The 21,786-nt window shown below is 38.2% G+C and carries 21 protein-coding genes, 1 pseudogene and 1 riboswitch; of the genes and pseudogenes, 14 read left to right on the top strand and 8 right to left on the bottom strand.

Translation table 11 applies throughout. The annotated features are described in order from the left end of the window. Positions 1–19 precede the first annotated feature (19 nt). Both MLOOGBEN_RS24105 and MLOOGBEN_RS24100 read right to left on the bottom strand, forming a co-directional pair. Complete coding sequence (locus tag MLOOGBEN_RS24105; RefSeq protein WP_179160827.1) at positions 20–1,330, bottom strand: nucleobase:cation symporter-2 family protein; 1,311 nt, start codon at positions 1,328–1,330, stop codon at positions 20–22. Continuing rightward, entirely contained in the window at positions 1,330–1,923 is a 594-nt protein-coding gene (locus MLOOGBEN_RS24100) for a xanthine phosphoribosyltransferase (protein ID WP_179160826.1), read from the bottom strand. The genes MLOOGBEN_RS24105 and MLOOGBEN_RS24100 overlap by 1 nt, the downstream gene beginning before the upstream one ends. Before the next feature lie 115 nt (positions 1,924–2,038). Continuing rightward, positions 2,039–2,140, bottom strand: a riboswitch (purine riboswitch). Between the two features lie 212 nt (positions 2,141–2,352). Here MLOOGBEN_RS24100 and MLOOGBEN_RS24095 point away from each other — a divergent pair. Beyond that, positions 2,353–3,351, top strand: a complete 999-nt coding sequence (locus MLOOGBEN_RS24095) for an NAD(P)H-dependent flavin oxidoreductase (protein WP_179160825.1) — start codon at positions 2,353–2,355, stop codon at positions 3,349–3,351. 20 nt (positions 3,352–3,371) lie between these two features. On the opposite strand, the gene MLOOGBEN_RS24090 is transcribed toward MLOOGBEN_RS24095, so the two are convergent. After that, positions 3,372–3,659 carry a hypothetical protein gene (locus MLOOGBEN_RS24090; RefSeq protein ID WP_179160824.1) on the bottom strand — a complete coding sequence of 96 codons (288 nt, stop codon included), beginning with the start codon at positions 3,657–3,659 and terminating at the stop codon, positions 3,372–3,374. A gap of 263 nt (positions 3,660–3,922) precedes the next feature. Here MLOOGBEN_RS24090 and MLOOGBEN_RS24085 point away from each other — a divergent pair, with 263 nt between their 5' ends. After that, entirely contained in the window at positions 3,923–5,113 is a 1,191-nt protein-coding gene (locus MLOOGBEN_RS24085) for a glycine C-acetyltransferase (RefSeq protein ID WP_179160823.1), read from the top strand. A gap of 58 nt (positions 5,114–5,171) precedes the next feature. After that, positions 5,172–6,149: an L-threonine 3-dehydrogenase gene (locus MLOOGBEN_RS24080; protein ID WP_179160822.1), complete on the top strand. Its 978-nt coding sequence runs from the start codon at positions 5,172–5,174 to the stop codon at positions 6,147–6,149. 212 nt (positions 6,150–6,361) lie between these two features. Here MLOOGBEN_RS24080 and selD read toward each other — a convergent pair whose 3' ends face one another. After that, complete coding sequence (gene selD, locus MLOOGBEN_RS24075; RefSeq protein WP_179160821.1) at positions 6,362–7,414, bottom strand: selenide, water dikinase SelD; 1,053 nt, start codon at positions 7,412–7,414, stop codon at positions 6,362–6,364. 207 nt (positions 7,415–7,621) lie between these two features. Between selD and MLOOGBEN_RS24070 the strand changes: the two are divergent. Continuing rightward, a pseudogene (locus MLOOGBEN_RS24070) lies at positions 7,622–7,807 on the top strand (Rdx family protein); the annotation flags it as partial. Positions 7,808–7,905: 98 nt separating this feature from the next. Here the strand turns inward: MLOOGBEN_RS24070 and MLOOGBEN_RS24065 are convergent. Then, complete coding sequence (locus tag MLOOGBEN_RS24065) at positions 7,906–8,298, bottom strand: Hsp20/alpha crystallin family protein (RefSeq protein ID WP_179160820.1); 393 nt, start codon at positions 8,296–8,298, stop codon at positions 7,906–7,908. 96 nt (positions 8,299–8,394) lie between these two features. Between MLOOGBEN_RS24065 and selA the strand changes: the two genes are divergently transcribed. Next, positions 8,395–9,801: an L-seryl-tRNA(Sec) selenium transferase gene (selA, locus tag MLOOGBEN_RS24060; RefSeq protein WP_179160819.1), complete on the top strand. Its 1,407-nt coding sequence runs from the start codon at positions 8,395–8,397 to the stop codon at positions 9,799–9,801. A 110-nt stretch (positions 9,802–9,911) separates the two neighbouring features. On the opposite strand, the gene MLOOGBEN_RS24055 is transcribed toward selA, so the two are convergent. After that, positions 9,912–10,052: a small acid-soluble spore protein P gene (locus MLOOGBEN_RS24055; RefSeq protein WP_179160818.1), complete on the bottom strand. Its 141-nt coding sequence runs from the start codon at positions 10,050–10,052 to the stop codon at positions 9,912–9,914. 111 nt (positions 10,053–10,163) lie between these two features. On the opposite strand from MLOOGBEN_RS24055, the gene MLOOGBEN_RS24050 reads away from it, so the two are divergent. Beyond that, on the top strand, positions 10,164–10,436 hold the full coding sequence (locus MLOOGBEN_RS24050; RefSeq protein ID WP_368737820.1) for a hypothetical protein: 273 nt from the start codon (positions 10,164–10,166) through the stop codon (positions 10,434–10,436). A gap of 46 nt (positions 10,437–10,482) precedes the next feature. Here the strand turns inward: MLOOGBEN_RS24050 and sspO are convergent, their stop codons facing one another. Further along, complete coding sequence (sspO, locus tag MLOOGBEN_RS24045; protein ID WP_045521763.1) at positions 10,483–10,632, bottom strand: small acid-soluble spore protein O; 150 nt, start codon at positions 10,630–10,632, stop codon at positions 10,483–10,485. 355 nt (positions 10,633–10,987) lie between these two features. Between sspO and acnA the strand changes: the two genes are divergently transcribed. Beyond that, the gene (acnA, locus tag MLOOGBEN_RS24040) at positions 10,988–13,699 is read left to right on the top strand and encodes an aconitate hydratase AcnA (protein ID WP_179160816.1); all 2,712 of its coding nucleotides are present in this window, start codon (positions 10,988–10,990) and stop codon (positions 13,697–13,699) included. Between the two features lie 339 nt (positions 13,700–14,038). Further along, positions 14,039–15,745 (top strand): ribosomal protection-like ABC-F family protein, encoded by a 1,707-nt coding sequence (gene abc-f, locus MLOOGBEN_RS24035; protein ID WP_179160815.1) that lies wholly within the window; start codon positions 14,039–14,041, stop codon positions 15,743–15,745. Positions 15,746–15,830: 85 nt separating this feature from the next. Here abc-f and MLOOGBEN_RS24030 read toward each other — a convergent pair whose 3' ends face one another. Then, positions 15,831–16,862, bottom strand: a complete 1,032-nt coding sequence (locus MLOOGBEN_RS24030) for an NAD-dependent epimerase/dehydratase family protein (protein WP_179160814.1) — start codon at positions 16,860–16,862, stop codon at positions 15,831–15,833. A gap of 144 nt (positions 16,863–17,006) precedes the next feature. On the opposite strand from MLOOGBEN_RS24030, the gene MLOOGBEN_RS24025 reads away from it, so the two are divergent. The 6 genes from MLOOGBEN_RS24025 (at position 17,007) to MLOOGBEN_RS24000 (ending at position 21,784) form a co-directional block, all read left to right on the top strand. Continuing rightward, the gene (locus MLOOGBEN_RS24025) at positions 17,007–17,795 is read left to right on the top strand and encodes a class II aldolase/adducin family protein (protein WP_179160813.1); all 789 of its coding nucleotides are present in this window, start codon (positions 17,007–17,009) and stop codon (positions 17,793–17,795) included. 137 nt (positions 17,796–17,932) lie between these two features. After that, entirely contained in the window at positions 17,933–18,466 is a 534-nt protein-coding gene (locus MLOOGBEN_RS24020; RefSeq protein WP_179160812.1) for a redoxin domain-containing protein, read from the top strand. A gap of 150 nt (positions 18,467–18,616) precedes the next feature. Further along, entirely contained in the window at positions 18,617–18,748 is a 132-nt protein-coding gene (locus MLOOGBEN_RS24015) for an FbpB family small basic protein (RefSeq protein WP_034672833.1), read from the top strand. 72 nt (positions 18,749–18,820) lie between these two features. After that, on the top strand, positions 18,821–18,964 hold the full coding sequence (locus MLOOGBEN_RS24010) for an acid-soluble spore protein N (protein WP_179160811.1): 144 nt from the start codon (positions 18,821–18,823) through the stop codon (positions 18,962–18,964). Positions 18,965–19,102: 138 nt separating this feature from the next. Beyond that, positions 19,103–19,318, top strand: a complete 216-nt coding sequence (tlp, locus tag MLOOGBEN_RS24005) for a small acid-soluble spore protein Tlp (RefSeq protein WP_179160810.1) — start codon at positions 19,103–19,105, stop codon at positions 19,316–19,318. Between the two features lie 120 nt (positions 19,319–19,438). Further along, complete coding sequence (locus tag MLOOGBEN_RS24000) at positions 19,439–21,784, top strand: AAA family ATPase (RefSeq protein ID WP_179160809.1); 2,346 nt, start codon at positions 19,439–19,441, stop codon at positions 21,782–21,784. Positions 21,785–21,786: the final 2 nt, after the last annotated feature.

Below are 21,786 nucleotides of genomic sequence, written 5' to 3'. Positions count from 1 at the left end.
AGCTTTTTTAAAATTACTCTTATGCAGCACTCTGACTGCTTGGATTTGTTGTTTGACTTTTCTTAGCAGGTTTAACAACATTAAACACAATATTTAAGAAAATGGCAGTCAAACTTCCAGCAACAATCCCATTATTGGTCAGGATTTTTACACTTTCGGGGAGCTGTGCAAATAAATCAGGAACTGCGGTAACCCCAAGTCCCATACCCACAGAACAAGCAATAATTAAGAGATTTTCTTGTGAAGCAAATTCTACTTTACTTAACATCTTGATTCCGTAAGCAATCACCATTCCAAACATCGCCACCATGGCTCCACCTAAAACAGAGGTAGGAATAACAGTGGTTAAAGCACCAATTTTAGGAACGAAACCTAAGATTATCAACATTGTGCCCATGGTATAAATTACATTTTTACCTTTGACACCTGTTAGCTGTAATAGCCCCACGTTTTGTGAGTAGGTAGTGTAAGGGAAGGCATTAAACAGGGCTCCAAGCATAATAGCAAGACCTTCTGCACGATAACCCTTGGTCAAATCACTTTCTTTGAGTTTTCTTTCAGTGATATCACTAAGAGCAAAATAAACACCTGTTGATTCTACTAAACCTACAATTGCAACCAGTGTCATGGTAATAATCGGTGTCCATTCAAAGGTAGGAGTACCGAAATAAAAAGGTTTTACCATATGGAACCATGAGGCATCACCAACTGCTGCGAAATTTACTTTTCCCATTAACGAAGCAATGATTGTACCACCCGCTAACCCCAAAAGAATCGAAATTGAGCGAATGAAGCCTTTAGTAAAACGATATAGTAGAATAATGAATAATAACGTTCCAAAAGCTAGGCTTAAATTTGAGAGGCTGCCAAAATCAGGGCTGCCTTGTCCACCAGCGATGTTGTTCATGGCGACAGGGATAAGCGTAATACCGATAATTGTAACAACCGAACCCGTAACAACAGGAGGGAAGAACTTAATTAATTTACTAAAGAACTTCGCGATAATCACAACAATTAAACCAGAAATAAGGATGGAACCGTAGATGGCTGATATCCCATATTCTCCGCCAATCGCAATCATTGGACCAACCGCTGTAAACGTACATCCTAAAACAATTGGTAAGCCAATTCCGAAAAAGCGATTCTGCCAAACTTGTAAAATGGTAGCAATTCCGCACATCATAATATCAATCGAAACTAAATAAGTTAGTTGTTCACCAGTTAAATTTAATGCGCCGCCGACGATAAGAGGGACGATGACAGCTCCTGCATACATCGCTAACACGTGTTGAATTCCTAAAGATGCGATTTTGAACGGATGTTGTTTCATTAGAACAATTCCTCCATATTCTCAAGTTTAAACGTTACTTCTCCATTGGATAGTGAGGCGATTCTTGCTAATGATTCCACCCTTAATCCTAGCTCTTTCAATTTTGCTGCGCCAGGTTGGAAGGACTTTTCAATGACAATACCAATGCCAGCAACCTCAGCGTTTGCTTGATTGACCATTTCTACTAAGGCAAGTGCAGCCTGACCGTTAGCAAGGAAGTCATCGATAATTAACACCTTATCGTTTTCATTAATAAACTTTCGTCCAATCGCAAGTTCATTCGTTTCGTTTTTAGTAAATGAATGAACACTTGCTGTCAGTAAATCATCCGTTAACGTGACTGATTTTCTTTTTCTGGCAAAAACAACAGGAACATTCATATATAATCCGGCCATAACAGCAGGGGCAATTCCAGAAGACTCAATCGTAACAATTTTTGTAATTCCTTCACCTGCAAAAAGCTGGGCGAATTCTTTACCAATTTCATTCATCAAGCTTGGATCTATTTGATGATTTAAAAATGCATCAACCTTTAACACATTTTCATTAAGGACTCTGCCGTCCTTTTTAATCTTTTCTTCTAGTAATCTCATGTTTATCCCCCTAAGAAAAAATGAAAAAGCCCAAATGTCATTGCTCACATCAAAATTTGAGTGAGGCAATGACATTTGGGCTTTATATCCAAAATATATGGAATATAAAAAAGCGCCGTAAGCATTACCCACTCATAGTCGGATTGTTAACGGCAATCCGGTAGAAACTTGCAGGCCATATCCCTGCGATTATATGAGTGAAAACTTTTAAATTTATTCTCATTATACCATGGTGAAAAAGGATAGCAATGGTTTTTTTGTCAAAAGACGAACGAAATAATTTTTTACAAGCTTATCGTTCGTGTTGTGAAAGCGCTTTATTATTTATTCTAAAAGCTCTCACTCCACGATTGAATAACCATTCATTTTCCGTTACTATTAAAATAGGATATTTATTCAGAAAATTCTAAACCAAAAGGAGAGTAGACAATGCAAAAAACAATCCCTGAAAATTGGTGGAACCAGCTAAGGCTGCCTGTTATCTCTGCACCTATGTTTTTAGTGTCGGGCCCAGAACTAGTGAAAAATTGTTGTTTAAATGGTGTTATTGGGTCATTCCCAGCTCCAAATGCAAGACCGATTGAGGTACTTGATCAATGGATGGGTAAGTTAAACGAAGAATTAAAACAAGCAAGGACAGCAGATCCAGAGCGTAAAATTGCACCATGGGCCATGAATATGGTTGTACATAGTACCTATAGCCGTCTTCAGGATGAATTGGCGTTAATAAAAAAACACAAACCGCCATTAGTGATCACTTCCTTAGGTAGTCCAAAACATGTTGTTGAAATTGTACATGAATATGGAGGACTGGTTTTTTCCGATGTTAGTGATCTAAAGTTTGCCCGAAAAGCTGCTGAAACAGGTGTTGACGGTTTGATTTTAGTAGCAAGCGGTGCCGGTGGACACAGCGGACAAATTAACAGCTTCGCTTTTGTTGATATGGTCCGCACCTTCTGGGATGGAATTATTGTGCTGGCTGGTGCTATCTCAACGGGTAAGGGGATATTAGCCGCACAGGCAGCTGGGGCTGATTTAGCTTATATGGGAACACGATTTATTGTAGCAACCGAAAGTATGGCACAGGATGATTACCGTGAAATGCTTGTGAAGTCGACACAGGAGGATATCATCTTAACCGATGCCTTTTCTGGAGTTAAGGCGAATATGCTTATTCCAAGTATCGTTAAGGAAGGGCTGGATCCAGAACAATTGATTAAAAAGGAAAAAGTGGATTTTGATGGATTACAAGGAAATTCAGATGCCAAAGCGTGGCGTGATATCTGGTCCGCAGGCCACGGTGTAGGAGCAATAGATAAAATTGAATCGGTATCAGATATTATCAATCGCTTAGAAACGGAATACCACGAAGCGCTGCAAAGAGTTAACCAAACTTCTGCGAAATTAAGCAGATTAACTATAAAATAACAAAAGAACCTATTCCCAAACTACTGGGAAGGTTCTTTTTTCTTAACCATTTTAATTACTTTATAGCCTGGTTTTATTTTCACTCGTTTTGTTTCTTTATCTGTTTTAACCTGATATAAGGTGAATTTTTTCGGTATGTGCTCGAGCAGTTCTATTTTTTTGATGTTTTCTTGACGGTAGTATTTTTGAATTTTACGAATTTGTTTTTGTTGTTTCTCTCCAAAAAGCAAATCATAAAGGTAAATAAAAATAAAGACAAAAACACCGCCAACGATAATGGTGTAAAAAAATGATGACAATAACTCCACGTGGTACATCCTTTCTATGGTTAAACAAGAGTATGCCTTCATTATACATTTTTTCCTCCATTTGAAAATAACCTGATTTCTAATTGGATAACCTAAAAATGAAAATTTTTTTATAATGAATGTCCTCTAGGTATGCACAATATGATAAAATCGTGATAAAGTATATTACAGAAATCCTTTTACACTGGTATTTATCGAACACCCAACTGTCCGTCTGAGACGGACAAATGTTTTTCTAATAGCGACAATAAGGGGGAATATATGTGTCAAGTACGATTTTGGAGCAATTTTTAAATGAAAACCTTGAAGATTTAAAAGGAAAGGGTTTATACAATGTCATCGATCCATTAGAAAGTCCAAATGGTCCAATGATTACAATAAATGGTAAACAATTAGTCAATCTTTCTTCTAATAACTATTTAGGATTGGCAACCGATGAACGGCTAAAGCAAGCAGCAGCGGAGGCAATTGAAACATACGGAGTAGGAGCCGGAGCTGTTCGAACGATTAACGGAACTCTAAAGCTTCATGTTGAACTGGAAGAGAAGTTAGCAGAATTTAAACATACAGAAGCAGCAATAGCTTACCAGTCAGGCTTCAATTGTAATATGGCCGCCATTTCAGCTGTTATGGACAAAAACGACGCCATTTTATCCGACGAATTAAACCATGCTTCCATTATTGATGGCTGCCGTCTATCAAGAGCGAAAATTATTCGTGTAAACCATTCGGATATGGAAGATTTGCGGGCAAAGGCGAAGGAAGCAAAGGAATCTGGTCAATTCAATAAAATCATGGTTATTACCGATGGTGTTTTCTCAATGGATGGGGACATTGCTTTATTACCTGAGATCGTAAAGATTTCGGAAGAATTTGACCTCATTACATATGTAGATGATGCACATGGATCAGGTGTCCTCGGTGATGGAGCGGGAACCGTTAAGCATTTCGGCTTGTCTGATAAAATCGATTTTCAAATTGGAACTCTTTCAAAAGCTATTGGTGTAGTAGGTGGCTATGTTGCAGGGAAGAAGAATCTAATTGACTGGTTAAAGGTTCGGAGCCGCCCATTCCTTTTTTCAACATCCTTAACTCCTGCGGATGTAGCAGCAAGCAAGAAATCGATTGAAATTTTAATGGAAAGCACCGAGCTTAACAAAAAGCTTTGGGAAAATGGAGATTATCTCAAAAAAGGCTTAAAGGAATTAGGCTTTAATATTGGAAACAGTGAGACTCCAATTACTCCATGTATTATTGGTGACGAGGCATTAACGCAGCAATTCAGCAAACGTTTGAATGAAGAGGGAGTCTATGCTAAGGCGATTGTATTCCCTACGGTGCCAAAAGGAACAGGACGTGTTCGTAATATGCCAACAGCTGCACATTCGAAAGAAATGCTTGATGAAGCCATTGCTATATATGAGAAAGTCGGCAAGGAAATGGACATTATTTAATCATAGAAACCCTTCAATGGGCGAGATATAATGACAAATGTGAAGAGGACGGAGAAGAATGAAACGAATTTTAATTACAGGTGCATTAGGGCAAATCGGTTCTGAGCTTACGATGAAATTACGGGAAACGTATGGTCCGGATAATGTTATTGCTACTGATATTAAAAAGAATGACAGCGAGGCAGCAGAGAGCGGTCCCTTCGAAATTGTTGATGTAACAGATTTAAATAGAATGGGTGAAATAGCAAAGAAATATAAAGTGGATACGGTTATGCACTTAGCAGCATTACTTTCTGCTACTGCAGAGGCAAAGCCCGTTTTAGCTTGGAATTTGAATATGGGCGGTTTGATGAATGCACTAGAAACAGCGAGAGAGCTTAATGCACAATTTTTCACTCCAAGCTCAATTGGTGCATTTGGTCCTTCAACACCAAAGGATAGCACGCCACAGGACACGATTATGCGTCCGACCACAATGTATGGAGTAAACAAGGTAGCTGGTGAGCTTTTAAGCGATTATTATTATCAAAAATTTGGAGTCGACACAAGGGGACTACGTTTCCCAGGCTTAATTTCGTATGTGGCACTGCCTGGCGGGGGAACTACAGACTACGCGGTTGAAATTTACTATGAAGCCATTAAGAATGGCAGGTATACATCCTATATCGACAAAGGGACTTACATGGATATGATGTATATGCCTGATGCCCTTAATGCCATTATCGATTTAATGGAAGCGGACCCATGCAAGCTTATTCACCGCAACTCGTTTAATGTAACGGCAATGAGCTTCGACCCAGATGAAATTGCAAATGAAATTAAGAAACATATACCTGGTTTTGAGCTGACGTATCATGTTGATCCAGTTCGTCAAAAAATCGCTGACAGTTGGCCAAATTCAATCGATGCTATTGCTGCAGAAGAAGAGTGGGGCTTTAAATTCGAATATGATTTAGCGAAAATGACAGAAGATATGATGAATAAACTAAAAAATAAACTTACTGTGAACAAAACCAAAGTGAACGGAATCCAATAATTGATTAAATAGATGACCTGATATATAGGGTTATCTATTTTTTTGTTCAAATATGAGAGGTTTATCCATTAAATTGTTGAACCTGTATGGTTTTTTGTAGAAACTGTACACTTTTTTGTAGAACCTGTATGCTTTTTGGAGAAACTGTACACTTTTTTGTAAAAACTGTATGGTTTAAAAAACAAAAAAACAGCGTAGCAAACGCCACGCTGTTATCTTTTTGCATAAATTAATTTCTCTTTTTTCTCGGTAACCCTGCCTACAATGGCGGCATGGTGTTTTCCAACAGAATGAAGGTCATCCACATATTTGATTGCTTCATCTTCACTAATGGATACGAGCAGTCCCCCAGAAGTGATAGCATCACATAGTACTAACTGTTCCTCGACGGACAGGTCCTCATAGTCTACATCATTAAGTATCCATTTATAATTGGATTTTGATCCCCCTGGTACAACTCCATCTCTCGCTAACTCTAATGCACCTTCAAGAATTGGAACTTTAGAGTAGGAAATCTCAAAGCTCACATCACTTCCGCGTGCCATCTCACTGCTATGTCCTAACAATCCAAATCCGGTTACATCCGTGACTGCATGAGGATGATAGTTCGTTAACATTTGTGCAGCCGTCTTATTTAATTCTGCCATTGTTTCTGTAACCATTTGTTCTTGTTGAGGTGTTACCACACTCCGCTTAATCCCGGTAGTGATAATTCCAACGCCTATCGGCTTCGTTATTACTAATACATCTCCAGGCTTTGCTCCAACATTCTTCCATATCTTATCTGGATGAACAATTCCCGTAACAGAAAGACCAAATTTAGGCTCTTGATCATCAATAGAATGACCTCCAACCGTTAGGGCACCTGCTTCCTTCACTTTATCTGCCGCACCGCGGAGAATATCTGAAAGCATCTCTGCACCAAGCTTCTTTATTGGATAGGCCACTATATTTAAGACTGTTTTTGGTTCGCCGCCCATTGCATAAACGTCACTTAATGCGTTAGCCGCAGTAATCTGTCCAAACATATAGGGATCGTCCACAATTGGGGTAAAGTAATCGACCGTCTGAATTAAGGCAATCGAATCCGTTAGTTGGTAAACACCTGCATCATCAGAAGTTTCATGCCCCACTAGTAACTCTGGTACAGGGTCTTGCTTTGGTAAAAGGCGCAAAACTTGCGCGAGGTCCTCAGGACCAATTTTACATCCTCAGCCTGCTTTAGTTGATAAAGAGGTTAGGCGTATTTTCTCTTGCTCAGTCATAAATCCACCTCCATTTATTAGTATAACTGTTTCCAATTAAAATCGCACATACTAGATAAAAGCAAAAGATTTGCAAGGAAAAACTCCTTGAGATAAAATGTTTTTACTATAGATAAGTAGGAAATTAGAATTACATGTCAGGGAGGAGTAAAAATGAACAACTATCACGTAATTGTAGAATTTTGCATGCAATGAAACTATGCACCAAAAGCCGCGAGTTTCGCGGAAGAACTTTTTACACACTTTAACCGAAAGATTGGAAAAATGGAATTAATCCCTGTTTCAGGAGGAGCATTTGAAATAACTGTCAATGGGGAAAAGATTTATTCCAAACTAGATACAGGTTTATTCCCTGACACTGAGGATATCATTAATACAATATCAGAAAAGTAAAAATAGCCCTCATATCAAAATTAGATATGAGGGATTATTGTTTTCTATAATGATCTTATGTTACCTGAATGATAAAAAATCATGCCATAAGATGCAACTTAGGGCAGTGTGATATAACAATTTTCCCCTAAACCTTTTTCAGATTTTGATATGAGAACCTCTAAAATTCCATTAATATAATGGGCTGTTACTTTTTGATTTATAACCTGAAAGGGGAACTGGATAGTACGAACTCTATTATGTTGATTAGAAGGAGTGGAAGGTTTATCAGCGGTAATAACGAGCTTACTTTCCTCTATATAAACTTTAATTTCAGAGCTGTTATATTCGTTTAGCAACGCCTCAACAATCCATTCTTGATCTGTTTCGTATAGATCGATTCGAAATTGAGTCAGATCATCCTGTGTAGTTAGAGGATCAAGGCAGTAGTTTTCCAACCACCTTTCCACAAGGTCAAAATCAATTGGCGGTATATTTTTTTTGGATTTCATAACGATCCCCCTTGCTCGGTTTATTTTATTCATTCAGAATGAAAATGTGAAATGTTATAATAGGAACAAAGTAGGAATAGTAAAGGAGTTTTTGCCGTGAAAGAATGGTTACGTTCAATTCCAGCTGTCCATGAATTGCAAAATCATGAACAGTTCGTAGCTCTCCTCAAGGAGAATCATCTAGATGTTACTCAGCTGACAAAACAGTTAAAAGAAGCAATCGATCAAATTAGGCAGTTACTATTAAATGGGGACTGGAATGGTACAACTCCAGGCACCAATCAATTTATAAATGAAGTTTTTCAACTATTAGAAGTAAATATAAAAAAACAATTTTCTTATACAATCGAAAAAGTAATCAATGCGACTGGAACGATTCTTCATACAAACCTTGGAAGAGCGAGGCTAAGCGACAATGCTATCACTCATGTAGTGGAAACTGCACAAAATTACTCCAACCTTGAATATAAGCTAAATGAAGGAGAGCGTGGTTCCAGACACAGCCATGTAGAATCTCTGCTTAAAGAAATTACAGGTGCTGAAGCAGTAATGGTCGTCAACAATAATGCTGCTGCCGTTTATCTTGTTTTAAGAGCGCTTGCAGAAAATAAAGAAGTTATTGTATCAAGAGGTCAGTTAGTAGAAATTGGCGGTTCATTCCGTATCTCCTCTATTATGGAAGAAAGCGGAGCAAAATTAATCGAAGTCGGAACAACAAATAAAACTCATTTATATGATTATGAAAAAGCGCTTAATCCTGAAACGGCGATTGTCATGAAAGTACATACAAGTAATTTTAAAGTGATTGGTTTTACCAAATCAGTGGAAACAGAAGATCTTATACAGCTTACAAATCGTGCTGAAGATGTTATTTTTTATGAAGACCTTGGCAGCGGTGCACTATTTGATTTTAGAAAACATGGAATCGGTGAAGAACCTGTTGTGAAAGAAGTCATTGAAATGGGAGCAGATCTTGTAACGTTTAGTGGGGATAAACTGCTTGGTGGACCTCAGGCTGGAATTATTGTTGGGAAAAAGAAGATGATTGATCGATTAAAAAAACACCAATTAGCCCGAGTAGTTCGGGTCGATAAAATGACTTTAGCCGCACTAGAAGGGACGTTAATTGATTATGCACGCGGGGAACAAGGATTCCAAAACATTCCCACCATCCGTGATTTATTGGTTTCTATTGATGAATTAGACGAAAAATCGCAGAGGTTTGTTACAAACTTGTTACAAGGTACAGATTATTTTCAGGCGAAAATTTTTCCTAGTACAAGTCAGGTTGGCGGGGGAACGATGCCGGATGTTCAACTTCCAACCATGGTCATTTCTTTAAAACACAGTGTATTTACTGCAGAACAGGTAGGAAGAAAATTGAGAACACAATTCAAACCAGCCATTATCGGACGAATTCAAAAGGATGAGTTTATCATCGACCTTAGAACCGTAACAGAGGATGAAGAACAGCTTTTGCTTCAATCATTAATACAATTATAAATCTAACCCCCTCTACGGTCTAGAGGGGGTTAGAACTATTATTTTGGTCCTATCTAGATCCCAGTCACATCGCTTTTCTATTTGTCTAGCTACAGGCGCCTTCCGCTTTTCTACATATCATGGTGTGAATTATGTTTTGCACGTGTATGGTTGCGATTCTTTACTTTTTTTGAACCACTCATAGGCTCAGGCTGGCCAGATATCTTGGGCTGATTTCTTCTCATATCCTTGCCGTCGTTTTTGTTCACCATTTTTCATCCCTCCTATATTGTTAGGATGTAATGCTGCAGACTTTTTATGCTGAATATTTTCTGTTCAAGGTGCGCAATTTAACGTTATAAATGTTGGAGGGGAGTGATATCGTGACTCAAAAGTTTCCGTACAATAAGGATAAGCAGCAAGCTTTTCAAGCTGCTCAGCAAGGATATGAAGAGGCCCAAGGACTTGCAGCAACCATTATTAGTGATAGTGCAAGTTACGGACATCAATTGAAGCATTTAAAAGAAGAAGTGAACGAAGCCTATCAGCAAATTGAAAATGCACTTGAAGTTGCTTCCGAACACCAACGAGCACAACTTGAGCGTTTTCAACGGGATTTGCAAAGCATCGTAACAGAAGTAAATCTTCCTGAATAAAACCAAGGTTAAAAAGCAGGGGGAGTGCTCCTGCTTTTTTAACTGCCTATTGATTCTTTTTTCGTTTTTTATTGTTCATTTTTTCCTTAATGGTTAAAGGTTCGTTTGCCATTTCTTCGTTAAAACCTGCACCTTGCCCCTGGCCTTTAGCAGCATTCGCACCAGGAATTACATGATTTGACTTTCTTCTTTGCATCCCAATCACCTCCTAGGAGAATTCAGTAGAATTCTCTTCGATAGTGATAATATTTCCTTTTAAGGGAAAATAAATGACAACAAAAAAGTTTTTTGAGATAATAAAAGCGTTAACAATTCTAATCTTTAACATTTTCCTGTTATACGGCCTTATAAGATTTTTCTAAATATTTCGAACACTTTACATAAAAAACATAAGAAAAACTTATCACGTACAATAACTTTCTTGTTATTTACTTATGTAAAAGGTTGTATTAAGATTAGAATTGTGAGAAAAGTAGGAATGAATAGGAATATTCAAACTTTTCGACTTTTCGTTAATTTAGTTAATGTATGACGAATGAGGGGGCTTTACAATGGTGAAAAATGACGTATTTAACGCACGTACTTCTTTTGAAGTTAACGGTAAACGCTACCACTATTACCGCTTAAGTGCACTTGAAGAGGCTGGTATTGGCAAGGTTTCTAAATTGCCATATTCCGTAAAAGTATTACTTGAATCTGTGCTTCGTCAATACGATGGCCGTGTCATCGCAAAGGAGCACGTTGAAAACTTAGCAAAATGGGGAACAGATGAGCTTAAAGAAGTGGACGTTCCATTCAAGCCATCTCGTGTAATTCTACAAGACTTCACTGGAGTTCCAGCAGTCGTTGACCTTGCTTCATTAAGAAAAGCAATGGCGGACCTTGGCGGGGATCCAGATAAGATTAATCCAGAGAAAACTGTTGACCTTGTAATCGACCACTCTGTACAGGTTGATGCTTACGGTTCAGCTGACTCATTACGAGTAAATATGGATTTAGAATTTGAACGTAATGCAGAGCGTTACCAGTTCCTAAGCTGGGCTCAAAAATCTTTTAATAACTATCGTGCTGTTCCACCTGCAACGGGTATCGTACACCAAGTTAATCTTGAGTACTTAGCAGACGTTGTTCACGTAGCAGAAACGGCTGACGGCGAATTAGAAGCATATCCAGATACATTAGTTGGAACTGACTCACATACAACGATGATTAATGGTCTAGGCGTTCTTGGATGGGGCGTTGGCGGTATTGAAGCAGAAGCAGGAATGCTTGGACAGCCTTCATACTTCCCAGTACCTGAAGTAGTTGGGGTTAAGTTAACAGGTGAGCTTCCAAATGGCGCTACTGCAACTGACCTTGCTCTAAAAGTAACTCAAGTACTTCGCAGCCAGGGTGTAGTTGGCAAATTTGTTGAATTCTTCGGTCCTGGAGTATCTGTACTTCCATTAGCAGACCGTGCAACAATTGCGAACATGGCTCCTGAATATGGTGCAACATGTGGATTCTTCCCAATTGATGATGAATCACTTGCTTATATGCGTTTAACTGGCCGTGAAGAAGAGCAAATCAATGTTGTCGAACAATATTGCAAAGCAAACGGATTATTCTTTGATCCAACTCTAGAGCCTGTTTATACAAATGTAGTTGAAATTGATCTTTCTATTATTGAAGCAAATCTTTCAGGTCCTAAGCGTCCACAAGATTTGATTCCACTTTCAAAAATGAAAGAAGAGTTCGTAAAGGCAGTTTCTGCTCCACAAGGAAACCAAGGCTTCGGCTTACAAGCGGATGAGCTTGAAAAGTCAGCTGTTGTTAATTTCCAAAACGGTGACGAAACAACAATTAAAACAGGTGCCGTTGCAATTGCTTCTATCACTAGCTGTACAAACACTTCTAACCCATATGTATTAGTGGGTGCAGGTCTTGTTGCGAAAAGAGCAGTTGAACTTGGAATGGAAGTTCCTAAGTTTGTTAAAACTTCATTAGCACCAGGTTCTAAAGTTGTAACTGGATACCTTCGTGATTCTGGATTACTTCCATATTTAGAGCAAATCGGCTTCAACCTTGTTGGGTATGGCTGTACAACATGTATCGGTAACTCCGGTCCATTAAAAGAAGAAATTGAAAAAACAATTGCTGAAAACGATCTATTAGTTACATCTGTACTTTCAGGTAACCGTAACTTTGAAGGACGTATTCATCCGCTTGTAAAAGGTAACTATCTTGCTTCACCACCATTAGTTGTTGCTTATGCTTTAGCTGGTACAGTGAACATTGACTTTGCTTCTGAATCAATTGGTAAAGACAAAGATGGTAACGATGTTTTCTTCAAAGATATTTGGCCTTCAACTGCTGAAGTAAATGAAGTTGTGAAACGCACCGTTACTCCTGAACTATTCCGCAGTGAATATGCAAATGTATTCGGAGATAACGAGCGTTGGAACGAAATCAAAACTAGCAATGAGCCATTATATACTTGGGATGAAGATTCCACTTACATTGCAAACCCGCCATTCTTTGAGGGGTTATCACCTGAACCGGGTACTGTTGAACCATTAACTGACCTGCGTGTAGTAGCAAAATTTGGGGATTCTGTTACAACTGACCACATTTCACCTGCAGGAGCAATTGGTAAGAACACTCCAGCTGGTAAATATTTATTGGAAAAAGGCGTTCAGCCACGTGACTTTAACTCATACGGTTCTCGTCGTGGTAACCACGAAGTAATGATGCGTGGAACATTTGCAAACATTCGTATCCGTAACCAAATCGCACCAGGTACAGAAGGTGGAGTAACTACTTACTGGCCAACAGGCGAAGTGACACCGATCTATGATGCTTGCATGAAATACAAAGAAAACGGCACTGGACTTATTGTACTTGCTGGAAAAGATTACGGAATGGGCTCTTCTCGTGACTGGGCTGCAAAAGGTACAAACCTTCTAGGCATTAAAACAGTTCTTGCTGAAAGCTTCGAGCGTATTCACCGTTCTAACCTGGTGTTAATGGGTGTTCTTCCACTTCAATTTAAAGATGGCGAAAGCGCTGAAACACTTGGTTTAACTGGAAAAGAAACAATCGATGTCCAAGTTGGAGAAGACGTAAAACCACGTGATTTACTAAAAGTTACTGCAACTGACGAAAATGGCAACAAGAAAGAATTTGAAGTACTTGTTCGCTTTGATTCCGAAGTTGAAATTGATTACTACCGTCATGGCGGTATCCTTCCAATGGTACTTCGCGAAAAATTACAAGAAGCATAATATTCATACCACCATGCAGCTTTTGCATGGTGGTTTTTTAGATGGGAAATGATTGACAATTTCGGTTTAGGTAAAATACAATATATATAACAAACGTAAAGGAATGGTAAAGAGGAATGAAGTTATAATCTTATTTTTTCAGCACATTTATTCGAATAGCGAAAAATGGTGAACCTGAAGAATAGGATTAGTCTATCCTTTTTTAGTCCTGAACGTTTATATTTCAATCAAACATCGTTAGTAAAGGCCTTTATAGGTTTATTAACGTATGCTTTTTATGAATGCGTAAACGACATGACTCAAACACTCTCTTCAGGTTCAATGGAAGGGAGTTTTTTTATGAACAAAAATAATTTATCGATAATAAAAGCAACTGGAATAGAAATGAACTTTAATCTAAGGAAAATCCTAGACAATATTTCTTTTGATATAAAAAACGGAGAAAGAATTGGTCTCGTCGGTTATAATGGCACCGGCAAAACAACATTGGCCAATATCCTTACTGGTAAGCTCATACCAGATAAGGGTTTCGTTGAAAAATCGCCGGAATTAAAGATTGGTTACCTGACGCAGTCCATTGATTACGAAGGCAATGAATTTCAAAATTCTCTATCAGCTGAGGGAGAAATCTTGCAGCACTCAAGTGAATTAGGACTGAAAAAGGTTTATGAATGGGAAGAGAAGCGTTTAAACCATTTAAGTGGTGGTGAAAAGTTGAAACTCGCATTATCAAACGTGTGGGCTTCCAAACCAGGATTCTTAATTCTCGATGAGCCAACCAACCACCTAGATTTTAAAGGGATAGAATGGTTGATTGAAGAGTTAAAGAAATTTAAAGGACCCGTGCTGATAATTTCTCACGATCGTCATTTTTTGGATAAAACGGTGACACGGATTTTTGAGATAGAGAATAAAAAGATTAACTTTTACAATGGTAACTACAGTGATTATCAGAAGGAGAAGCAGCACAGGCTGGAAACACAAATGCACCATTATGAGGTACAACAACGCAAAAAAGAAGACATAGAAATGCAAATGGAGCAATTATCTTCATGGTCAGAGAAAGCTCACATAACATCAACAAAACAAGGCAGAGATTATGGACATAAAGAATATCACCGAGTTAAGGCGAAAAAACGTGATGCCCAGGTGAAATCAAAAATGAAACGTCTCCAGAGCGAGCTTGAAAAAAACAAGGTTGACAAACCTCTTGAGGAGAAAAAGGTCAGATTTCAGTTTGATACGAAAGGAAATAGAGGTAAAAGTATTATTGAGGCAAAGAGTGTAACAAAGACGTTTGAAGCAAGATCCCTATTTCAAGATTCTCATTTTTATATTAATCACGGAGAGCGTATTGGTTTATTAGGAGAAAACGGCTGCGGTAAAACAACCTTAATTAAGATGCTCCTTGGTGAAACACCAGTTACTAGCGGTGAGCTTTGGAAAAGTGAATCTTTAAAGGTTGCTTACCTAAGTCAGGATGTTGACGACTTACCAGCTGATAAAACTGCCTTAGAGGCATTAGGGTTTACTGACCGAGAAAACATACTCAAGGCGAGGACATTATTTGCCAATCTCGGATTAAAAGAACAGTTTATTACGAAGCCCATCAGAACTTTGAGTCTCGGAGAGAGAACAAGAGTGAAGTTAGTTGACATGCTTATGAAGGAATATGATGTTCTAATCTTGGATGAACCAACCAATCATTTAGACTTACCAAGCAGAGAGCAGCTAGAAAAAACACTAAATGAATTCACAGGTACGATTATTACCGTTTCGCACGATTACTATTTCTTGAATAAGCTTTGTGATAAGCTCCTGGTATTTGATAATCAGAGGATAAAGCGTTTGGAAATGAAGCCAGAAGAGTACTTTAATAAAAATAGCGGAGAACCTATTAATGTTAAAGAAACGTTAATGATAATAGAAAATAGAATTTCTTTGATTTTGGGTGAACTATCACTAATTGACCAAAAAAATCCTAAATACGTAGAATTAGATCATGAATTCAACGAACTATTAAAGCAAAAAAGAAAATTAATGTAAAATATGCATAAGAATAGCCCCTATTGAAGGGGCTATTCTATTATATCTGCGATAAATCAGATATATTTGCGTTCATCGATACTTCTTATTTTCTAGACCATAATTCAAGCAATTCTTTTTCACGATTTGAACGCATTCCAGATTCCCATTCGTTCTCAGACAGATTACGCTGCTTTTCCCATTCATAAATTTCCACTAAACTTTCCTCAATAGGCCGGAAGCTGAGTCCGCTTTCAATTGCTTTCGAAATATTAACGGTAAAGGCGCCATTCCAAGGTTCTTTAAGCTCCGGTTCAAGTGGGAACTCTTCCGGCACCCAAAGCGGCATTTCCGTCCATGGGGCAACCTTATTATCAAGTAGAAATTTTTCAGAAGCCCAAACGACTTCAGCATTAGATCCTGTTATCTTCATGCAAGTATCGAGAAAATCGTTCATGGTAAGGTTATAATCTGGTCCGGTTGCATTAAATGTTCCTGCTGTCTCATTCGTCATTAACTTTAATATCCAATTTGAAAGGTCTTTATTATCAATCACCTGTACAGACCTGTTTGGATTACCAGGCGCTAATACTTTACCGCCTGCTGCAATCCTATGTATCCAATAGGGTATGCGGTCCGTATAATCATTAGGCCCAATTAACTGCCCGGCACGAACATTCAAAACACGACCAGGCATATTTTTCTCAGCAATAACTTCACATAAAGCCTTAAATTGCCCGTAATACTCATAATATGCACCATTTTTAAAAAGCTCATTGGCTTCCTTTAATGACATATCATAAACAGGATAAGATTCATCGAAATTTTCCTGAATCCAATCTTTGTAAACAGAAATACTTGAAATAAACGTGTAATGCTTTACCCGGTCTTTTAGTAGTTCGGTGGACTTTAATACCGAGGAAGGAATAAATCCACTTGTGTCTAATACAGTATCCCAATAGCGGTTTTTAAGTTCGTTTAAGTCACCAAAACGATCACCAGTAATAATATCTACCTCTTTAAACCCTTCATTTTGATTACCACGATTAAATATAGTCACCTCATGATTTTGCCTTTGAGCAACCTCGACAAATGTTCTACCTAAAAAGCGGCTTCCCCCTAAAACAAGTATCTTCATAATCCAACTCCTCTCCGTGATTTCATATTAACAAATTTTCAAAAGATTGTGGTAATTTAACCTAGGCATAAAACTCTAATATCATTTAAGAGAAGGGTATACTATTATTAAACAATTGTTTTCATAACGGAAAGCAGGGTTTAGATGATTATCGAGATTAAATATAAAAAACTAATATGTGATATTGGAAAACGAGTATATGAAAAAGGGTTCATTGCAGCCAATGATGGAAATATTTCTGTCCGTATTGGCGAAAATGAGTTTTTAATCACTCCAACTAATGTTAGTAAAGGATTCTTAATACCTGATATGATCATAAAAGTAGATCGTGAAGGGAATGTCCTCGAAGGTGATTATAAACCTACTTCGGAAATGAAAATGCACCTGCTTGTTTATCAAGAGCGTCCGGATGTAAACGCTGTTTTACATGTTCATCCCCCGTATGCAACTGCCTTTGCTATCGCAGGAATTTCTTTAGATCAGGCCATTATGCCCGAAGCTGTTGTATCCTTGGGGACAATCCCATTAGCCCAATATGGGACACCATCAACGGATGAAGTACCTAAGGCAATCAAAACACATGTCTACGAACATCAAGGTGTATTATTAGAAAACCATGGTGCCCTGACATGGGGGAAGAATTTAGAAAACGCATATTATTTAATGGAATCTTTAGAGTTCACAGCAAAAATTAATTGGATCTCCAGACTATTAAAAGGTGATCGAGAACTTTCAAAAGAAAATGTCGCTAAGCTAATTGATATTAAAACCATGATGGGATTAGAAGGAGTTTCCCCAAAGGGCGTTGATGTCCCTAAAGGCACGAATGCAATGAAAGTGACCTCCGTGAATGAACAGACATTATCGGAAAGAGATATTAACCTGATTGTAGACCGGGTAACAACCAGTGTTCTTAACGCCTTAAATAAGTAACTTGATTTGCTTTTCTAGTATACTTTTACTAAACTGTTTTTAAATTGTCACATCTTTGGCGGATACAACCTTTATTTCAACTGACTTTATAGTGTAAAATCAATGTAGCATATTATTGAATCAAGGGGGTTCGGGATATGGTCAAAAAAGTTATTGCTGTTGTTGTATTAATAGCCTTACTTGGAGTTGCGATTGTTCAGGCTATGGATAAAAAGGCTGAACCCGATATTGCAAGTCAAGAAGCTGCGAATATGGGAGGTTTAAAAGTCGGGGCAAAGGCACCTGATTTTGAACTTAAAACACTAGCGGGAGATACCGTTAAACTATCTGATTTAAAAGGAAAAAAAGTTATGCTCAATTTCTGGGCCACTTGGTGTCCGCCATGTAAAGCTGAAATGCCAGCCATGGAGGAATTTCATAAAGAAGCTGGGGATGAGGTTGTTATTTTAGCCGTAAACATTGACCCACATTTAGATGTAAAAGCTTTTGTAGATGAAAATGGTATTACGTTTCCGATTCCTTTAGATGCCGAAGATAAAGTAAACGAAACGTATCAAGTCCTATCCATTCCAACAACATATTTTATCGATACAAAGGGAAATATTGGAAACAAATATATAGGGGCAATGAATCTCGATGCAATGAAACAATATACCCAGGATTTGAAGTAGACATTGGATGTAAATTCCAATGTCTTTTTTTGTTCTAACATAGTAACGCTTTAAAGTATATTTTTCTTTTAATTTTCAAAAAGTTGTAATAATTGAAACCGTTTCCGGGCATAATAACTGTTAGAATAGGTCATAAGGAAGGTGATATACATGAGAAAGCCTAGAAAACGTTCCTTTGCAGAACTTGTATCCGAAAATAAAAGTCAACTTTTGAAAGATAGAGCTGCGATGGAAAAAATCGAAATGCGTTTAGAAGAAAAGCGTCTTGGAAAAGCAGAGTAATGAAACTCACATAGATTACCAATCATGTTCCTCCTTTAAAGCGGGCAAAATATTAAGGAGGAGGGATGTTACATGAGTAATCCAAAAAGAGGTCAGAACCACTTTGCCCCAAACCATATTGGAACAAAATCTAGGGGCTTTGGAGGAAACAAAGGTAAAACTCATCAAGATACATCTGGTAAGCATGCGCAAGTCATCCAAACTAAGGGTGAATAAATAAGTGGTTAAGACTCGTCAGGCAGCAGCCAGCGGGTCTTTTTTGTGATTTTTTCCAAACAAATATTTTCTGTGATATTTTTTTAACTTCGATACAAACTATATCTGTAACACGACACCACCTAGGAGGGAAACTCTATGACCTATAATAACAAACCGAAGCCAGACGATCGCAGTGATAATGCTGAAAAGCTTCAAGCAATGATACATGATACACTAGAAAACATTGAAGCTGCAGAAGATTCAAAGGCATTCACTGATAGCGAAACACAACTCAAGCAGATTGATGCGAAAAACGAAAGACGGCGCGAAAGCATCGAATCCTACCGTTCAGAAATAAAGGATGAAGTCTAAGCATAAGTTCTAGGACCTGTTCAAATCGTACAGGTCCTTTATTTATTGAATCTTTGAATTTCGTGTCGGTGGACAGGTTGTGGTAAGATAAAAGGGAAATTTTGAAGAAGAAGTGATCCTATGATACGACAACAAACCAGTCCACCCATTAACCAGACCGAAAAGATTATTCAGTGGGAAACAGAACTGAAGGAACATGGGTTTATTGCCAATGAACATGAGCTGTTAACCGCTATACGAAGCCAATCAAACCCCGTACTTTTATCAAGAATGTTAACAATGGTCGCATTTTCGCGACTTGCCCGCAGGAACCAAGATACATTAGCTTTTACCTGGTTACAAAAAGCATTAGAAATACATCCAGAGAATCAGATGGCAAAATCCTATTTCATTCAAAAAGATTGGAAAAAGAAAAAAGACATTTTAGATATCCTAGATTTCCCTGCAATAAGAGAAACCGATAATCGAACAGCAAAGAAAAAAGTTGCTGAACAATACATACAAATTTGCAAAACCTTCTTAGCAGAAGCAGATGATCATGTAGAGGACCTTACCGAGAAGAGACATCTTGCTGAGGAAATGAGAAACGAACCACTTTCTCTTCAATATAAAAAACTCGCTGATTTACTTACTGCTGCAATCGAAGTTAACGGAAACCTTTTAAAGGCTGCTGAGGAATATGATGAATCGATTAAGGGTGTTTTTCATACTGCAACCTATTATGAGGATATAAAAATACATTTGTCCAGCCTCGAAGAAATCAAAAAAGACTGGCAACATCTCTTTATTGTCGAAGAAAACGTCCAACAGGATTCAGAAAATGCCTTGGATCAATTAAATGAAATGATCGGGATGGACATCGTAAAAAAGCGCGTCAATGATTTTTACCAGTTTCTAAAATACCAAAAGAATCGAAAAGAGCTTGGGTTCCAAACGAAGGATGAATTAAGTCTTAATATGGTGCTGACAGGAAATCCAGGAACAGGGAAAACAACCATCGCCCGTTTATTAGCTAAAATCTATCATGAGCTTGAGGTGCTGCCTCGCCCTGAGGTGATTGAGACCGACAGATCACAGCTCGTAGGAGCTTTTGTAGGTCAAACAGAGGAAAACGTACGCGCGGTTGTGGAGAAAGCGATTGGCGGGGTTCTGTTCATTGATGAAGCCTATAGTTTAAAACGGGAAGGGCAAACTGGAAATGATTATGGACAAACAGCGGTTGATACCCTTGTTTCATTAATGACGGGAAAGGAATACGGTGGGAAGTTTGCCGTCATTATGGCGGGATATCCTGATGAAATGCGTATTTTTTTAGATGCAAATCCAGGATTAAGAAGCCGGTTTCCTCAATCTAACCTCATTCATTTACCTAATTATTCCAATAGGGAATTAATATCGATTGCTGAAAAAATTGCCTCAGAAAACGATTATATTCTTACGGAAGAAGCCAAGAATGAAATTAACCATCGCCTTGATCAAGAACGGGTGGATGATACTTTCGGTAATGCGCGATCCGTTCGCAATATTGTGTTAGATGCCATTTTTAAAAAGGGATCAGATCATCCGCAATCAATTGAGGATATTCTTGCTTACACGCTTCTAGATAAAGAGGATTTTGAAAAAGAACAGATTGAAAATCGAGAATCTCCGTTTGAGAAATTAGAGCGATTAATTGGCTTGAGCGAACTAAAAGGTGAATTAGAGACACTGGTTTCCTTTGTTAAAATGCAGCAGTTTAGAAAAGAAAAAAGGCTTCCAGCCGTACCAATTCAGCTTCATTCCGTTTTCACTGGAAATCCAGGCACTGGTAAAACCACAGTAGCTAAAATATATGCAGAGCTCCTCCGTGAATGCGGAATGTTAAAAAGAGGCCATTTGATTGTAGCGAGCAGAGCTGATTTCGTGGCAGGTTATGTGGGTCAAACAGCAGGCAAAACAAAGAAAAAGATCCGCGAGGCTCTTGGCGGAGTATTATTTATTGATGAAGCCTATTCACTCTTAAGCCAAACAGCAGGTGATTTTGGTAAGGAAGTAGTCGACACTCTTGTTGATGAAATGACCAAGCATAATGAAAATCTTGTTGTGGTCCTTGCAGGTTACCCAAATGAAATGGACCGGTTATTAGAGAGTAACCCTGGGTTACGTTCGAGATTTAAGAAATTCTTCCTGTTTCCTGACTATTCAGCTAAGGAGCTTCTGGCAATTATCGAGACCTACGTTGAAAGCTTCCAATACCAATTAAGTGAAGGGGCAAGGGCTCTTTTGAAACAAAGTATTGAAAATCATACCTTCAAGGGGAACGGAAGATTTGCTACTAATTTGGCTGATGAAATGATTCAAGCACAAGCAATGAGGCTTATGGGCGTAACAGAGGAAGAGGATTTATTAGAAAAGGCCATCCATATTGAAAGTGAAGATGTGGCAAAGGCGCTTACTAAATTTCATTTGATTAGGGAAGAGGAATAAAG

It is taken from the genome of Bacillus sp. EB106-08-02-XG196 (assembly GCF_013396335.1).
Lineage (GTDB): Bacteria > Bacillota > Bacilli > Bacillales > Cytobacillaceae > Neobacillus.
This window is presented reverse-complemented; position numbering and strand designations above follow the sequence as displayed.

What these genes read in the sequence shown, in the direction of transcription:
- MLOOGBEN_RS24015 (WP_034672833.1), top strand. Translation starts at nt 18,617, where the DNA reads ATGAGAAAGCCTAGAAAACGTTCCTTTGCAGAACTTGTATCCGAAAAT.
- MLOOGBEN_RS24100 (WP_179160826.1), bottom strand. Translation starts at nt 1,923, where the DNA reads ATGAGATTACTAGAAGAAAAGATTAAAAAGGACGGCAGAGTCCTTAAT.
- MLOOGBEN_RS24030 (WP_179160814.1), bottom strand. Translation starts at nt 16,862, where the DNA reads ATGAAGATACTTGTTTTAGGGGGAAGCCGCTTTTTAGGTAGAACATTT.
- acnA (WP_179160816.1), top strand. Translation starts at nt 10,988, where the DNA reads ATGGTGAAAAATGACGTATTTAACGCACGTACTTCTTTTGAAGTTAAC.
- MLOOGBEN_RS24000 (WP_179160809.1), top strand. Translation starts at nt 19,439, where the DNA reads ATGATACGACAACAAACCAGTCCACCCATTAACCAGACCGAAAAGATT.
- MLOOGBEN_RS24080 (WP_179160822.1), top strand. Translation starts at nt 5,172, where the DNA reads ATGAAACGAATTTTAATTACAGGTGCATTAGGGCAAATCGGTTCTGAG.
- sspO (WP_045521763.1), bottom strand. Translation starts at nt 10,632, where the DNA reads ATGCAAAGAAGAAAGTCAAATCATGTAATTCCTGGTGCGAATGCTGCT.
- MLOOGBEN_RS24020 (WP_179160812.1), top strand. Translation starts at nt 17,933, where the DNA reads ATGGTCAAAAAAGTTATTGCTGTTGTTGTATTAATAGCCTTACTTGGA.
- MLOOGBEN_RS24010 (WP_179160811.1), top strand. Translation starts at nt 18,821, where the DNA reads ATGAGTAATCCAAAAAGAGGTCAGAACCACTTTGCCCCAAACCATATT.
- MLOOGBEN_RS24025 (WP_179160813.1), top strand. Translation starts at nt 17,007, where the DNA reads ATGATTATCGAGATTAAATATAAAAAACTAATATGTGATATTGGAAAA.
- MLOOGBEN_RS24065 (WP_179160820.1), bottom strand. Translation starts at nt 8,298, where the DNA reads ATGAAATCCAAAAAAAATATACCGCCAATTGATTTTGACCTTGTGGAA.
- tlp (WP_179160810.1), top strand. Translation starts at nt 19,103, where the DNA reads ATGACCTATAATAACAAACCGAAGCCAGACGATCGCAGTGATAATGCT.
- abc-f (WP_179160815.1), top strand. Translation starts at nt 14,039, where the DNA reads ATGAACAAAAATAATTTATCGATAATAAAAGCAACTGGAATAGAAATG.
- MLOOGBEN_RS24055 (WP_179160818.1), bottom strand. Translation starts at nt 10,052, where the DNA reads ATGGTGAACAAAAACGACGGCAAGGATATGAGAAGAAATCAGCCCAAG.
- MLOOGBEN_RS24105 (WP_179160827.1), bottom strand. Translation starts at nt 1,330, where the DNA reads ATGAAACAACATCCGTTCAAAATCGCATCTTTAGGAATTCAACACGTG.
- MLOOGBEN_RS24095 (WP_179160825.1), top strand. Translation starts at nt 2,353, where the DNA reads ATGCAAAAAACAATCCCTGAAAATTGGTGGAACCAGCTAAGGCTGCCT.